The organism is Flavobacterium sp. WG21, assembly GCF_000335775.1.
In the GTDB taxonomy this organism is placed as follows: Bacteria; Bacteroidota; Bacteroidia; order Flavobacteriales; family Flavobacteriaceae; genus Flavobacterium; species Flavobacterium tructae.
On sequence record NZ_AMYW01000006.1, the window covers coordinates 138,434 to 153,453 of the forward strand.

General features: G+C 36.6%; 14 protein-coding genes. 2 read left to right on the plus strand and 12 right to left on the minus strand.

What is annotated here, in order from left to right:
- Positions 1–89 precede the first annotated feature (89 nt).
- Complete coding sequence (locus C245_RS0106925) at positions 90–620, minus strand: DUF6646 family protein (protein ID WP_017495859.1); 531 nt, start codon at positions 618–620, stop codon at positions 90–92.
- A gap of 51 nt (positions 621–671) precedes the next feature.
- On the minus strand, positions 672–1,406 hold the full coding sequence (locus C245_RS0106930; RefSeq protein ID WP_017495860.1) for a metallophosphoesterase family protein: 735 nt from the start codon (positions 1,404–1,406) through the stop codon (positions 672–674).
- Positions 1,407–1,647: 241 nt separating this feature from the next.
- Here C245_RS0106930 and dinB point away from each other — a divergent pair, with 241 nt between their 5' ends.
- The gene (gene dinB / locus C245_RS0106940) at positions 1,648–2,730 is read left to right on the plus strand and encodes a DNA polymerase IV (RefSeq protein WP_017495862.1); all 1,083 of its coding nucleotides are present in this window, start codon (positions 1,648–1,650) and stop codon (positions 2,728–2,730) included.
- A gap of 99 nt (positions 2,731–2,829) precedes the next feature.
- Positions 2,830–3,330, plus strand: coding sequence for a PAS domain-containing protein (locus tag C245_RS0106945; RefSeq protein ID WP_017495863.1), 501 nt, complete (start codon positions 2,830–2,832; stop codon positions 3,328–3,330).
- A gap of 138 nt (positions 3,331–3,468) precedes the next feature.
- On the opposite strand, the gene C245_RS0106950 is transcribed toward C245_RS0106945, so the two are convergent.
- The 10 genes from C245_RS0106950 to C245_RS0107010 form a co-directional block, all read right to left on the minus strand.
- Positions 3,469–5,073: a fumarate hydratase gene (locus C245_RS0106950; RefSeq protein WP_017495864.1), complete on the minus strand. Its 1,605-nt coding sequence runs from the start codon at positions 5,071–5,073 to the stop codon at positions 3,469–3,471.
- A 71-nt stretch (positions 5,074–5,144) separates the two neighbouring features.
- Positions 5,145–5,876, minus strand: coding sequence for a hypothetical protein (locus C245_RS0106955; RefSeq protein WP_017495865.1), 732 nt, complete (start codon positions 5,874–5,876; stop codon positions 5,145–5,147).
- A gap of 693 nt (positions 5,877–6,569) precedes the next feature.
- Positions 6,570–7,031 (minus strand): IS200/IS605 family transposase, encoded by a 462-nt coding sequence (gene tnpA / locus C245_RS0106975; protein ID WP_017495869.1) that lies wholly within the window; start codon positions 7,029–7,031, stop codon positions 6,570–6,572.
- A gap of 94 nt (positions 7,032–7,125) precedes the next feature.
- On the minus strand, positions 7,126–8,565 hold the full coding sequence (locus C245_RS0106980; protein WP_017495870.1) for a nucleoside recognition domain-containing protein: 1,440 nt from the start codon (positions 8,563–8,565) through the stop codon (positions 7,126–7,128).
- 110 nt (positions 8,566–8,675) lie between these two features.
- Complete coding sequence (locus C245_RS0106985) at positions 8,676–9,746, minus strand: winged helix DNA-binding domain-containing protein (protein ID WP_017495871.1); 1,071 nt, start codon at positions 9,744–9,746, stop codon at positions 8,676–8,678.
- A 14-nt stretch (positions 9,747–9,760) separates the two neighbouring features.
- Positions 9,761–10,474: a 3'-5' exonuclease gene (locus tag C245_RS0106990; protein ID WP_017495872.1), complete on the minus strand. Its 714-nt coding sequence runs from the start codon at positions 10,472–10,474 to the stop codon at positions 9,761–9,763.
- A gap of 140 nt (positions 10,475–10,614) precedes the next feature.
- Positions 10,615–11,091, minus strand: a complete 477-nt coding sequence (locus tag C245_RS0106995) for a methylated-DNA--[protein]-cysteine S-methyltransferase (protein ID WP_017495873.1) — start codon at positions 11,089–11,091, stop codon at positions 10,615–10,617.
- Between the two features lie 188 nt (positions 11,092–11,279).
- Positions 11,280–12,104, minus strand: coding sequence for an NAD-dependent epimerase/dehydratase family protein (locus C245_RS0107000; RefSeq protein ID WP_017495874.1), 825 nt, complete (start codon positions 12,102–12,104; stop codon positions 11,280–11,282).
- 70 nt (positions 12,105–12,174) lie between these two features.
- Positions 12,175–12,594 carry an SRPBCC family protein gene (locus tag C245_RS0107005; RefSeq protein ID WP_017495875.1) on the minus strand — a complete coding sequence of 140 codons (420 nt, stop codon included), beginning with the start codon at positions 12,592–12,594 and terminating at the stop codon, positions 12,175–12,177.
- 11 nt (positions 12,595–12,605) lie between these two features.
- Positions 12,606–15,011, minus strand: coding sequence for a M28 family peptidase (locus C245_RS0107010; protein WP_035746361.1), 2,406 nt, complete (start codon positions 15,009–15,011; stop codon positions 12,606–12,608).
- Positions 15,012–15,020: the final 9 nt, after the last annotated feature.

Sequence of the window (15,020 nt, forward strand, 5' to 3'; positions counted from 1 at the left end):
GCGGTTTTTGACTTTATAAATTTCGCTGTCGGACAATTTCAGAGGAAATACGGTTTTAAATAAAACTTATATTTTCTTATCCGTTGCGCTTATTGTAAATTGAATGAGGCTCCTAAACTAAAAGTTGCCTGATTGTTTAAATGATCAAATACATCGTTGTTGTTTCCGTATTTTGCAATTGGAAATCCAATCTCTGTGAAAACACCAAATCCGTCTGTAAAGAAATAACGTCCGCCAACATGACCTCCAAAGTTACGCAACCCTAAACTTAAACCAGGATAAACATCCAATTGTTTAACCCCAATAACACTGCTTAGATTAGCATTAATTCTGGCTTTAGCATCAAAACGATCACTAAACTTCGGTTTTAAATCAGTGTATGGCGTTGGATTGTTATGGTAGAAACCATTAAAGTTGTCTACTCCTAATAAATAATTGGCTACAAAGCCAAAAGAGAAATTTTCTCCAAGACCAAAATCTACCGAACCCTGAATTCCGGAACCACCATTTTGTATGTTAGCACCAACATTCACTCTAATGTCTCCTTTTCCTTTAAAAGCCTCTTGTGCTTGTGTGAATCCAAATGATACTAAAAACAAAAGTGTAATTACCTTTTTCATAAATATAAATTTTAATTATTTTTTTAAGTGCAAAAATAGCCATTTTAGGAGTTAATTCCTGCCTTTTTCAGAAGAATACAGTTCATTTAGCGGTTCACTCTGCCAGAATTCCTTAGTGTCGATGTTTAAAATAGTCAACGGGCCTTTAAAAGCGGCACCAGTATCAACGTTCCATACATTTGCTTTTTGTACAGGTGTTGTTTCGCCAATTCGGGTCACAGGAGTATGTCCGATATAGATTTCTTTATACAACGTAAAACGCTTAGGATAAAGTGCATCACCGATTTTTAAATTAGGATCTAGCGAAAGAGCTGTCTCCCAAAGCGTTCTGTCCCAGTAGAATAATTTTGGAAAATATTCATATTTGACGCCATTCAGATTGGTAAAACCTGCATGAACAAATAATCGGTTTTGATCGTCAAGGTAATAATCCTCCAATGATTCGAGGAAAGCGATATGTGTCTGTTTTTCTTCCGCACTCAGTTTTTCGTAAGCCAGAACAGTCGCTTCACCACCATGTTTGAACCATAAAGTTTCGTCAACATCTTCTGTTTTGCTTTTAAACCAGGACAAAAGCAGTTCATCATGATTTCCTCTGATGCAAATGCAATTTTGCTTACTTTTTAAGTCCATTAAATATTCAATTACTTGCGGAGATTGGCTCCATCCGTCAACATAATCGCCTAAAAAAATAAGAGTATCTTGTGTAGTAACTTTGGCTTTTTTCATCACTTGTTCAAGCGCGAGTAATCCGCCGTGTATGTCGCCTATAACAAATGTTCGCATTTTAATTCTTTAATGTAGAAATACAAAAATAACGAAAAGGATTCGTTTGAGACTAGTAACTTGAGAATCTTTACAAAGGGTGTGATTTGAATTGTTATATGTAAAATGTAAAAGGTGAAATTTGGAATTTGGAATTTGGAATTTGAGATTTGAAATTTGGAATGAACTTGGGGTGATTGGAGAGATTATTTTTATGATTATTTTCGATACTTTTTGTGCCTTTCCTCTTTAAATTTGTAGTATGTCCGAAACCCCAACATATCGAAAAATCATTCATATTGATATGGATGCTTTTTATGCTTCGGTAGAGCAGATGGATAATCCCGCTTTGCGTGGAAAACCTGTTGCTGTTGGCGGATCAGAGAATAGAGGCGTAGTCTCGGCTGCAAGTTACGAAGCGCGAAAATTTGGTGTACGAAGTGCCATAAGTGGTGTTCTGGCCAAAAAATATTGTCCGGAAATTATTTTCGTTCGTCCGCGATTTGATCGTTACAAAGAGATCTCGAATAAAATTCATAAAATATTTCATGACTATACAGATCAGGTTGAGCCTCTTTCGCTGGACGAAGCTTATCTTGATGTGACACAAAATAAGAAAGGCAACCCAAGCGCGAGTTTGCTTGCACAGGAAATCAGACTCCGAATTCTGAATGAGGTTGGGCTCACGGCTTCTGCGGGAATTTCGATTAATAAGTTTGTAGCGAAAATTGCATCGGATGTTAACAAACCAAATGGACAGAAAACGGTTAATCCGGACGAGGTTTTAAGTTTTTTGGAAGAATTGCCCATTCGGAAGTTTTACGGTGTTGGAAAAGTGACCACCGAAAAAATGTACCAATTGGGAATTTTCACAGGAGCAGATCTTAAGAGCAAAGACGTAGCGTTTTTGGAGAAACATTTCGGAAAATCGGGGGCCTTTTATTACAATGTGGTTCGCGGAATTCATAATAGTGAAGTAAAAGCGTCTCGTGTAACGAAATCAGTTGCGGCCGAGCACACCTTCGATGTCAACTTATCCTCTGAAATTTTTATGCTCGAACAGCTTGAAAAGATTGCGGTATCTTTAGAAAAAAGATTAAAAAAATATAACATCTCGGGCAAGACCGTGACACTTAAAATCAAATACAGCGATTTTACGCAACAAACACGCAGTAAAACGCTGCCATACTTTATTTCTGATAAAAGTTTGATTCTAGAGACCGTAGAGGAGCTTCTGTATCAGGAACGAATGAAAGATTCTGTTCGATTGCTTGGCATTTCGTTGAACAACCTAAATACAGAAGAAAAAAAGGCAGTAGTAGTCCAACTTAAATTTTCCTTCTAATTGCATTAAGGAATAATTAAATCATGTAATTTGTTCTTTTATGATGAATTTTCTTTCTACCTTTGAGAGTAACAGTACATTAACATTGAATCATTCGCAATGAAAACGAATAAATTTGAAGAAGTTTCTCATCGTAATTCAGTCCCTATTATGGCTTGGGATTTTCATTGTGAACATTTAAAAGAATTAAAAGCGATTCTTACTGATGTAAAGAAAGTGAATAAAATTTCGAGTCAGTTTATCTGGGACGCCAAAAATCTGGAAATTGAAGAACGAATAAAAAATGAAGTAGTTCTGGTTACCGATTTGGATTTGAAGATCATTTTTGCTTCAAATGGAATCAGAAAAATGACAGGTTATAAAGAAGAAGAGGTTTTGGGTAAAACTCCGAAAATGTTTCAGGGACCGGCTACTTCAAAAGTTGTGCTTAAAGAAATAAAAGAAGCCATTCAGCAACGAATTCCTTTTGAAAAAACAATTGAAAACTACAGAAAAGACGGCAGAACCTATAAATGTAAAATCAATGCACATCCTGTTTTTAATTTAAAAGGACAGTTGTCTCATTTCATTGCTTTCGAAAGTGAAGAATTAGAGGGATAATAGGTTCATAGGTGCAGAGAGGCAAAGGTTCAAAGGATATACATAGTAAAAAAGAAAACCGCCATAAGGGCGGTTTCTTTTTTATGTAGAATCAATCTCTGAACCTTTGCAACTTTGTGCCTTTGCACCTAAAAAAAGCTACAGATTTTCAAAAAAATCATTTCCTTTATCATCCGTAATAATAAAAGCCGGGAAATCTTTAACGGTAATTTTACGAACCGCTTCCATTCCTAATTCTTCGAAATCTACGACTTCAACTTTTAGGATATTGTCTTGTGCTAAAATAGCAGCAGGACCTCCAATAGAACCCAGATAGAATCCGCCATATTTTTTACAGGCATCTGTTACCTGTTTGGTACGGTTTCCTTTGGCCAGCATGACCATACTGCCTCCATGTTTTTGAAACTCATCTACATAAACGTCCATACGTCCTGCAGTTGTCGGTCCAAAACTTCCTGAAGCCATTCCTTCCGGAGTTTTTGCAGGCCCGGCATAATAAACAGGGTGATTTTTAAAGTATTCCGGCATCGGTTTACCTGCTTCCAATAATTCCATGATTTTGGCATGTGCAATATCACGGGCAACAATTACAGTTCCGTTAAGTTTTAAACGGGTTTTAATTGGATATTGAGATAATTTGGCCAGAATATCGGCCATCGGCTGATCTAAATCAATTTCAACAGGCGCTTCTAAGTGCGGAGCTGTTTCCGGTAAAAATTGCTTTGGATTTACTTCCAATTGCTCCACGAAGATTCCGTCTTTGGTAATTTTTCCTTTAATATTTCTGTCGGCTGAACAAGAAACTCCCAATCCAACCGGACAAGAAGCCGCGTGACGAGGCAAACGAATTACACGAACGTCATGTGTGAAATATTTTCCACCAAACTGAGCACCAATCTCACTCTCCTGACAGATTTTCTGAACACGCTCTTCCCATTCTAAATCACGAAACGCCTGACCGGCCATATTTCCTGAAGTTGGAAGGTGGTCATAATAACCCGCAGATGCTTTTTTTACAGCACTTAGATTCGCTTCCGCAGAAGTTCCTCCAATTACTAAAGCCAGGTGATACGGAGGACAAGCCGATGTTCCTAAATCTTTAATTTTCGTACGGATGAAAGCATCCATCGATTTATCATTTAATAAAGATTTTGTTTGTTGGTACAAGTAGGTTTTATTAGCAGATCCACCACCTTTTGCCATGAATAAAAACTCGTAAGAAGCTCCTTTTTTGGCATAGATATCAATTTGTGCCGGAAGATTTGACCCTGAATTTTTTTCTTCAAACATCGAAATCGGAACAATTTGAGAATAACGAAGGTTGCGCTTTTGATACGTATTGAAAATTCCTTTGCTTAACCATTCAGCATCATCAACACCTGTAAAAATGCTTTCTCCTTTTTTTGCCATTACAATAGCCGTTCCCGTATCCTGACAGCTAGGTAATTGACCTTCGGCAGCAACAGATGCATTTTGTAATAAGTTGTAAGCAACAAAACGATCGTTATCTGTAGCTTCCGGATCGTCAAGAATGTTTCTTAGTTTTTGTAAATGGGTCGTTCGTAACATGAACGAAACATCGGTAAGGGCTTCTTCCGCCAATAATTCTAATCCTTTTGGGTCAACGGTCAAAACTTCACGTTGTCCAAATTGCTCTACTTTTACAAAATCAGAGGTGATTTTGCGGTATTGCGTATCATCCTTCAAAATAGGATAAGGGTCCTGGTATATAAAATCAATCATTGTTTTGTTTTTTACAAAGTTAGAAATTATTTACCTAAGAAAGAATTTGAATAAGGTGCGTTTTCTATCCTTTATTTTTGACTGTGGAAGTCATCAAAACTCATTTTTTTCTCAAAATAGGTTTGGTCTTCCTTGGTAAGCAGCTGCTTTTTCCACTGATTTCCAATCAAGCGAAAAACCATTGAATCGGAGTATTTAACTGTTCCCATATTCTCGTCATTGTCATCGGGTTCAAAGAAAACAGTTTTGCAGTAAAAGGAATCCGGATTGACTTTTGCAGAAGGATTTACAAATTCAACCCATCCGCCCCAGCCACTATCGGACATGCTTGACCATTCATGAACCAATTGTACGGTTTTATTTTTCAGATAGTATAAATAGTTGTTCTGATTATAACCGCAAGCAGGATATCCAAAACTAATATGAATGAACGGAGAGTTTTTAGTCGTGGCTGAAGTCAATCCAAGAGAAGCTCCCCATTCTGAACCTTTTTCGATTCCTTTAATAGAGATTCTTGAAGAAACAGTTTTGGTTTTATTTTGGTAAAAATCAAGTTGGTAATTTCCGGTTACGATACTGTCTTTATCTGCCTTTTGGCTGATAAGATGTGCAAGAATATACTTGTTTGCTGGGGTTTCGCCCTCATCGTTAAGAGTTATTGTATCCGTTTTCAAGAATTTCTCTTTAGCGGGAATTGTGTTTTCAACTTTGTTTTCAGGATTGATACTTATTATCTGCGATTCGGATTTTGGTTTTTGACAGGCGATTACAAACGATAGAAGGAAAAGGTATTGTGGTTTCATGGTTTGTTATTTTTTAGGCTTTGATTAAATGGTTCTTATTTTAATATGGTTTTTTTATTGATCAACGGATTGAAATCCGTTGCTACAAAAGAGGTCATTTCTACGGAATTTGTAATCTTTGAGAAAGAGCCTTCGGCTCGACCAATATTGTAGGGTCGGATTTTAATCCGGTTTAAAAATATTCGACAACAGGGTTTAAAGATTCATCGGATCGGTTTATATTTTTAGGTTTTGTAAAAGATCGTATTTAATATGTTTCGTTCCTATGGAACTTTTTGAATTATGGTTGTTTCATTGATCAACGGATTAAAATCCGTTGCTACAAAAGAGGCCATTCCTACGGAATTTGTAATCTTTAAGAAAGAGCCTTCGGCTCGACCAATATTGTAGGGCCGGATTTTAATCCGGTTTAAAGATATTCGACAACGGGTTTTAAAGATCCATCGGATCGGTTTATATTTTTAGGTTTTGTAAAATATAGCATTTTAATATGTTTTGTTCCTACGGAACTTTTTTAAACATGGTTGTTTTTATTAATCAACGGATTAAAATCCGTTGCTACAAAAGAGGTCATTCCTGCGGAATTTGTAATCTTTGAGAAAGAGTCTTCGGCTCGACCAATATTGTAGGGCCGGATTTTAATCCGGTTTAAAAAATATGCGACAATGGGATTTAAAGATCCATCGGATCGGTTCATATAAGATCATTAAATAGATATTTTTCATCATAAGAAACCTGAAATCTCTCTAAAAATGTAAAATACTCTTCTTTGAAAGATTGCTTTTTGTGGTGTTCTTCCTGATTTTGAATATATTTATACACCGCATCAACATGTGATTGGCTGTATGAGAAAACACCGTAACCTTCCTGCCATTCGAATCTGGATTTTGTCAGCTTATGGTCATTGATATATTTTGATGATTTTGCTTTTATGGTTTTCATTAGTTCAGAAATTGAAACATTTGGTTTTAAACCCAAAAAGCAATGAACGTGATTTTCGGTACCATTTACAATTATGGTTTTGCATCCCGTTTCGTTTATCAGATGACCAAGAATGCTTAATAATTTCGATTTCCATTCGCTACTAATAAGTGCTTCTCTGTATTTTACAGCAAAAACGGCCTGTATATAAACTTGATGATAGGTGTTTGCCATTTTGAGTATTTTGCATTATACAAGCAACAATAATACAAAATATTTCTATGCGTCATTAATAAAAAATAAGAAAAATACTATTTTTTACTAAGCTTTAAAAAAACCAACTTGCCACAAAAATCGCAGCGATTACACAAATAAAATCAACGAGTAACATAGTGGTAAGCGCGTATCGGGTGTTTTTAATGTTTACCGATCCAAAGTAAACCGCAATCACATAAAAAGTAGTTTCGGCACTACATTGGAAAATACTGCTCAAACGTCCGGTAAGGGAATCTGCTCCGAAAGTACTCATCGAATCCAGTAAGAATCCTCTGGAACCTCCTGAGCTAAAAGGTCTAAGTAATGCAACCGGTAACGCATTTATGATTTCGGAACTTACGCCGATACTGCTAAAGAGAAATCCAATTCCATTGCTTATAATTTCAAACAATCCGCTATTTCTAAAAAGAGAGATGGCAACCAACATTCCTAAAACATAAGGAAATATTTTAACTCCGGTTTTTAAACCATTGTTAGCACCTTCTACGAAAGTATCGAACATTGTAGTGTCCTGTGCTACAAATTTCTTCTCATGAATGAAGGAGAAAATGAGTGTAATTCCAATGATTCCAACCAACATCAATCCTGAAAGATTAGAAGTAAAATAGTTTTTTCCGATTAAATCTAAATGATTGACATAGAACAATAATCCTATGATCGCAGCAATAATAGCCATTAAAGCAAGTACCAATGAAGCACTTTTGAAATTTATTTTTTGTCTGATTCCCACAATCAGGAATGCTGCGACAGTTCCAATTAGCGAAGTAATGATACATGGAAGCATAACATCCGCCGGATTGGCGGCATTTGCTGCGGCGCGATATCCAATAATTGAAGTTGGAATTAAAGTCAGACCAGATGCATGAAGACACATAAACATGATTTGAGCATCACTTGCCTTGTCTTTTTCTACATTCAGTTCCTGTAAGCTCTCCATTGCTTTTAGTCCAAATGGAGTGGCAGCAGAATCTAAACCAAGGAAGTTTGCTGCAAAATTTAAGGTCATATAGGATATCGAAGGATGATTTTTAGGAACCGTAGGGAACACTTTGGTAAACATCGGACTTAGGAATCTTGCCAATTTTTCGGAAGCTCCGGAAACGATTAAAAGTTCCATTAATCCGCAGAAAAAGGCTAAGTAGGCAATTAATGGAATGATAATGTCGATCAAAGTACTTTTACAGGTTGGTAGTAAACCGTCTGATTTTTGTACACCACTGTAAATTTTTACCGTTTTGTTTTTGTAAACATAAGTAGTATCAGGATTTGTTAAATCCCTGTTTACAATCATGGTTTTATCTTCTTTTAAGTCGATACTGTCTCTCACAAAAGCAGGAATCTGCTCCAGATATTTTTCAGATACCAGAATTGGGTCATCTTTTTGTCCGTTCAAAATAAAATCAAGCGTATAACTGTTGCCGGTAAACAAACTCACTACGACAAATAAAATTGAAGACACAAAAATAGCTAACCAAAATCTGCTCAATACCATAATTATATTTTTTTGTAAATGTAATTATTTAACCCTAAAACGCGCAAGGATTTTAAAGAGGAAACAGGAAGTATTTCATTGAAAGCAATTCGGTTTTGTGAAAATTCAAATTATTCGATTTGAATTTTGGTTCCTAAATAGTTTTCAAAAGGCTTAATGCCTTCAAAAAGAATTGCCTTTTTATGATTTTCTGTCTCGTTAAAAAATTGAGTTTCTATTTTGGCATGATCTTTTTTGATGGTGCGTTTCCAGGTTCCGATGACTTTGCTGTTTTCCAGAATTATAGGTTTGAAAATACCGTTGTTGGTAAAAGCCTTTGGTTGATGTTCTGGTAAAATGGATGCTTCTCGGGATTTATACGAAATTAATATTTCATCAAAAGCCGGAAGAAAATGAATGCTTTCGCGGAAGTCATCTTCGGTAGAAATATTATTTTTGAACCAATACTTCTGATCTTCAATAGTAATAGAGTTTAATTGTAATTCGATTGCATTAATGATGTTTTTACAGCTGGTAGGGGAGAAACCTGACCACCAGGAAAAGTCGAGAAGAGTAGCAGGGCCATGACTTTCAAAGTATCGAAGGGCTAATTTTATCAAGCCTTCCTCTTGGGTTAGTCTGCCTTGTGTTTTCGGAACTCTTTCTTCAAGTAAAGCATACGTCATTTGTTTTCCCTTCATTTTTCCGTTACAAACCAAACCATCGAGCTCGGCATACATCATAATGGGGCCGCTTAAATGATCAGGACTAGGAGTTTTAGTAATGCTAAGTTCCTGCATGATTTCTTCACGGGTGAGATGATTGTTTCCTGCGAGTATTTTTTGAATAGCGGCATTAGTCTGATCTAGTTTCTTAGCATCATAACCGTATTTTTTTACGTAAGAGGTTACAATGCGTTTGACTTGTGGGCCTGAAAGATCCAGCATCCAGTAAATATCATCGGCAGAAACAAAATGCCAGGTAGGTCGTAAAATATGAGTTCGGATAATTTGTGCCGAGTTGATAGCTTCTTCAATCGCTTTTTCTGAAGCATCGCAACGGGAGCCAACTGCCCATTTTGCCATTGCATAGTCCTGAGCCTGCATTGCACCTAAATGCTGCACAATTTCTTGTGGAGTACTGTGAGTCGTTTTATGAAGTTTTTGAGAGATGAGCCTGAGCTGTGCTATTTTTGAATCCATTGTTTAAAGCGGTATTACACATGAATGATTTCATCGTCAATTAATAAATCTTCACGACGCAGGCGAAGAAAAATCTGAGCTACTGCTATGGTGTCTTTCTCACAATAGGTTACAATTCGGTCAATGTCTTTTTCGACATAAAAAACATGTGCGACCTGACTGCCATCGATATCGCCTTTTGGAGAGGGAACTCCCAGAATTTTGGTCAAAAGTTTTAAAGAGGTAAAGTGCTTGTAATCGCCAAACTTCCATAATTCTAAAGTGTCTAAATGAGCTATTTCCCAGGGTTTTTTGCCAAATAAATTGAGCTTTTCCGGAATTGCAATCTGGTTGATGATCATACGTCGTGCAATGAACGGAATATCAAATTCTTTGGCATTGTGTCCGCACAGCAGGTGCTGTGGTTTATTGAAATGATTGTTGAGGAGATTGTTGAAGTCGCGCAGGATTTTCTTTTCATCTCCAAAAAAAGAGGTTACCCTAAAATTTCTAACATCACCTTTGATGGTAAAATAGCCAACCGAAATACACACAATCTTACCAAATTCTGCCCAGATTCCGGCACGTTCATAAAATTCTTCGGGAGTAAAATCGTCTTTACGCTGGTATTGTGTCTTCTGATCCCAAAGAGACTGCATTTCTTCGTCAAGCGAATTGAAATTTTCCTCTTCCGGTACCGTTTCAATATCAAGGAAAAGAATGTTGTTAAGGTTAATTTTTTCAATCATTATGGAGACGTCTTATATTTTTAGGCATTTAGATTTATAAAAGTACGCAAATGATTTTAAAAATAAGAAATAGCTTATATTTTTAAGACTTCGATACTTTTTTACCTTCAGCTTTCGTAAAGGTATGTCTTGTTCAGAAACTAAAATAAACGCTGTTGCGTACTGGGATTCTCATGTTCCAGGAGCCATTTTTTGCGGGAAAGACCACCTGCATAACCTGTTAAAGAACCATTTGTACCAATAACACGATGGCAGGGAACCACAATCCACAGTGGATTTTTACCATTTGCTGATGCAACAGCGCGAATAGCTTTTATATCTCCCAGTTTTTTGGTCTGATCCATATAGCTGATGGTTTTTCCGTATGGAATTTCTAAAAGTGATTTCCATACTTTTTGCTGGAAGTCCGTTCCTTTTGGGTTTAGTTTTAAATCGAAGTCGGTTCTTTTACCATCAAAATACTCCTGAAGCTGTGAAACGGCCTCTTCCAGAACTTTAGGAATGGTTTGCGAAATGTCATTGTCGCCAACATCAGAAACAGAGACAATAGCAATGCCGTCTTCATCTCCAACGATCTTAGTGATTCCTAATGGTGAATTGACATAAACTGTTTCCATAGTTTTAAACGTAAAGTTTTTACCGCGAAGGAGTAAAGATTTATCGCAAAGTTCGCAAAGTTTTTTTTAAATGATACAAGTTAGGGAGGTAATTTAAGTTTTTTATGTTTGGGCAAACGATTGTTGTCCTGAGTGAAGTGGCAGGCTTATAAGTAGGTTTCGACTTCGCTCAACCGGATACGAGGCTTTTAGTAATGGTCCCGTCTAAATTGATAATTTAAAACCGATTCAATTTTCTTACTTGAAATGACCTTTTGAATGTTTGACTTTTCAGCTCTGAATTTCGGTGGATTCAGATTGTGTTCTTTTGCTTTTTGGGTATAGTATTCTTCTCTCGTTGGATGAAAAGGTGCTACGGCATTGAAAACTTCGTTCCATTTAGACTGATTTAGGATTGCCTCGATGATGGCAATACAATCGTTTTGATGAATCAGATTTACCGGAGCATCAGGGTTTTCAAGGTTTTCTTTTCCGGCCAGAAATTTTACCGGATGTCGATCTTCTCCAATTAGACCGCCAAAACGCAATATGGTGGTTGCAAAGTTTTGATTTTTTTGAAGCAAAGTCTCCGTTAAAAGCAATTGTTTAGCACTTTCGGTTTCCGGATTTGGGGGCGTATCTTCTGTGATCGTTGTGTTGTCGTTTCCGTAAACTGCGGTAGAACTTACAAAAAGTACTTTTTTTACCGTTGATTTTTCTATAAACGGAATTAGATTCTCCATTTTTCGAACAAATACCATTTCAGTAGAAGTGGCAACATTGGTTTTACTTTCTCTTAATTTGGGTGGAATATCGATAATTAAGATTTCACTTTCGGTTAAAAAATCAGTTATGGTATTGGAAATACTTTCGCTTTCAAGTGTAACCAGAAAAGGATTTATGCCTAATTCTTTTAAAATAGTAAGTTTACTTTCAGAAGTTGTCGATCCGTTGACCAGATGTCCTTTTGCGGTTAGTTTTTTAGCCAGAGGTAACCCCAGCCAGCCACAGCCTAGAATACTTATTTGTGTCATTTTGTGTTTAAAGCTGTAAAGCTATAAGAATTAAAATTTACCGATTTTTTGTATCGATAAATTATCGTCTTTACGATTCGATTAAAGTTTTTAAAGCTTGTAAAATTGGGTTTTCTTCACCCTGAGGTTTTTCCTGAACTGCTCCGGGGCGATTGTCTTCCTGAACAATTTCGAGTTTTGTTTTCTTATTTTCTTCTGTTAAGACATAACTCATTACGAAGTAATTCTCGGGTTTGTCCTCTAATTCCGGTCTGGGGAAGAATAAGGAATATTTGATTTTCTGATTGGGGATAATCTCCAAAACAGTTCCCCATTGCTCAAAAACCTGACCCTCCCATTCGTTTCTAAATCTGATTTCATTACCAATTTTCCAGTCCGTGATTAAGTCACTGCCGTATTGCCATTGTTTGACCAACTCAGGTTGAGTGAGTGTATTCCAGACTTTTTCAGATGGAGCATTTAAAAGAACTGTAGAGATATTTGTTGCCATAATAAGTGTTTTTATTGTGGTTTTACAATTGGCTTTGCAATAGGTTTTAAGCTGTCTTTTTTTAGGACTGTACTGTCTTTCACTATTGCTGTAGGTGCAGGAACAGTTGCGGGTGTTGTGTAGCGTTTTATTTTTTGCTGAATGAGTACTGCATCATTGAGTACAAAAGGTGTTGGCATCATCCAATTACTTCTTGGTTTTACTTTAAGTAGCGGATTGGTCATCAAATCGAAAGAACTTTCAATTAACTCCATATCCAGAGCCGTTAATTTGTTGGTATAAAATTCCATGACAAGAGGTTCATTACCTACCACATAGTAACATAAGATTTTCATGCCATTGCGTTCAAGACGATTTCCTTTTTGTCCTGAAGTTGCAACTCCATTAGCTTTGAAATTGAAAAAAGTCATTTTTGGATTGGCATAAATGTCATAACGATTTACCTTTCTGTTTGGGGTGATTTTTATTTTTAAATACCTGTTATTGCCAACCACACTGTCTTTTAAAAATGCAATGGTTGGTTTCGGTATGTCGACTACAGGAGCAATCGCACTATATGTAAAGCCCGAATTGTATTTACTAGCTATTGGTAATGTATTTAAGCCAACAGCGCTCTGGTTTTTTTGCCCTAAATAAGTTTTGGTCCAATCGTCAAGGTTAACATCATAAGTGGCCCAAAGAGCAGAGTTGGTATTGGCATTGTAAACGTACAGTAAACTGTTTGATTTTGCTTTTCCTGGTTCGTAATCGGAGTGGTATCCCGCATAGACAAAAAAGCCAATTGAAACAGCAAAGAAAAAGATTGTCCAGATCCCTTTTTTAGCAAACGTGCCAAATATCGGTAATACCAATGTAAAAAGTAATACAGTTAGAATAGCGCTTACAAAGAGTATTTTTAATCCTAAACCAACCGGAAACATCACAATAAAGGGAGCGATGATAACAAATGCCGGAATACTAAACAGTAGATTGAGTCCGAGACTATAATGTTGAGTAAGAACAAAAATTCCGAACAGGAATATGCCGAAGTATACCGGTATGATCAGAAAACCGGCACCTGCCAGACTATTAGCTACAAATGCATTTATGATGATCCAGAGCAGCAATGGCGCTACAAAATGATTCATGGTGATTTTAGCTTCTGAAAAATGATGGTAGAAGGCAAATGAAATGGCGATACTTAGTGTTACAAACGCACCGATATAAGCATGACCGTTGTAGGTGAATCCATTCAATAAATCAGAATATTGCGGATAAATCTGTAAAACAATTTTCCATCCTAAAAAGGTTACCACACCAGCTATGATAAGAGATCCCAATAAAGGAACAAATCCTTTGAATATTTCTCTGAAAGTGATAACACGTTTTGCTTTTCCTATAAAGATGAAAATAATCAACAATCCTAAAGCAATAATTGTCATTGGCCATACCCATGAAAAAGGATAATTAATGAAGGAGAACGGAGCGGTAAAGTACACATCATCCTCTGTTGAAGTTGTAGTATTTAAATCTACATTGGAAAAATATTTTAATAAAGGCATTAAATAAGTTCCTTGATGAGCCAGAGTCGTTTTGTTCAGGTGCTGAACATCATCTTGTTGTGTGTGATAATTGTAGTGACCGTCTATAAAAGCAAAGTTGAATCCCTGTATGTTTCCTTGTTCTCTGAAAACCGTTAAGTCGGTATCATTGGGAAGCATTTTGTAGATGCTGTACATAAGTGAATTGGAAACCGGATAAGTAGTTTTTGCATTAGAAAATTCTTTTACCAATGCTTTGTTTCCTTTATTGGTTTCCATTAACATATAACTTGGACCTGAGGATCCTCTGGCCTCAAAATTAAGAACCAAACCTACATCTTTTGCCCATGGATGGCTGTTTACAAAAAGAGCCGCACCATTTAATCCCAGTTCTTCAGCATCCGAAAAAAGAATGATAATGTCATTTTTATGCGGTTGTTTTGCATATAAAAAAGCACGAATTCCTTCGAGAATAGTGGCAACACCTGAAGCGTCGTCACTTGCCCCTTTTGAAAAAGAATGTGGAGCACTGTCGTAATGGGAAAGAAGTAAAAGCGCCTTGGTATTGTTGGTACCCTTTATGCGGGCAAGAATGTTTTTTGATTTTACAAGAAGTCCTCTATCATTTAAAGTAAAGCCTTCCTGAACACTGGTTTCCAAACCAATTTGGTTCAGTTCAAGTTTAAGATAATTGGCTACCAGTTCATGATTGAGAGAACCCACATAGTGCGGTTTCTGCGCAATAATTTTAACTTGATTTAAAGCTCTGTCCGTAGAAAACTCAGCAAGAGCCTCATCTCCTTTAGAGATTACCTGCGGCATCATTGTGGCGTATATAATACCAAGAATGGCAAGAATGCAAACTATGGCTAGAATTGAGGTCTGGTTTTTTTTCATGGTAGATAG

Bases quoted from the DNA above. Each gene is read 5' to 3' on its own strand.
- C245_RS0106995 (WP_017495873.1), bottom strand. From the start codon at position 11,091: ATGGAAACAGTTTATGTCAATTCACCATTAGGAATCACTAAGATCGTT.
- C245_RS0106950 (WP_017495864.1), bottom strand. From the start codon at position 5,073: ATGATTGATTTTATATACCAGGACCCTTATCCTATTTTGAAGGATGAT.
- C245_RS0106955 (WP_017495865.1), bottom strand. From the start codon at position 5,876: ATGAAACCACAATACCTTTTCCTTCTATCGTTTGTAATCGCCTGTCAA.
- C245_RS0106985 (WP_017495871.1), bottom strand. From the start codon at position 9,746: ATGGATTCAAAAATAGCACAGCTCAGGCTCATCTCTCAAAAACTTCAT.
- C245_RS0107000 (WP_017495874.1), bottom strand. From the start codon at position 12,104: ATGACACAAATAAGTATTCTAGGCTGTGGCTGGCTGGGGTTACCTCTG.
- C245_RS0106990 (WP_017495872.1), bottom strand. From the start codon at position 10,474: ATGATTGAAAAAATTAACCTTAACAACATTCTTTTCCTTGATATTGAA.
- C245_RS0107010 (WP_035746361.1), bottom strand. From the start codon at position 15,011: ATGAAAAAAAACCAGACCTCAATTCTAGCCATAGTTTGCATTCTTGCC.
- dinB (WP_017495862.1), top strand. From the start codon at position 1,648: ATGTCCGAAACCCCAACATATCGAAAAATCATTCATATTGATATGGAT.
- C245_RS0106930 (WP_017495860.1), bottom strand. From the start codon at position 1,406: ATGCGAACATTTGTTATAGGCGACATACACGGCGGATTACTCGCGCTT.
- C245_RS0106925 (WP_017495859.1), bottom strand. From the start codon at position 620: ATGAAAAAGGTAATTACACTTTTGTTTTTAGTATCATTTGGATTCACA.
- C245_RS0107005 (WP_017495875.1), bottom strand. From the start codon at position 12,594: ATGGCAACAAATATCTCTACAGTTCTTTTAAATGCTCCATCTGAAAAA.
- tnpA (WP_017495869.1), bottom strand. From the start codon at position 7,031: ATGGCAAACACCTATCATCAAGTTTATATACAGGCCGTTTTTGCTGTA.
- C245_RS0106945 (WP_017495863.1), top strand. From the start codon at position 2,830: ATGAAAACGAATAAATTTGAAGAAGTTTCTCATCGTAATTCAGTCCCT.
- C245_RS0106980 (WP_017495870.1), bottom strand. From the start codon at position 8,565: ATGGTATTGAGCAGATTTTGGTTAGCTATTTTTGTGTCTTCAATTTTA.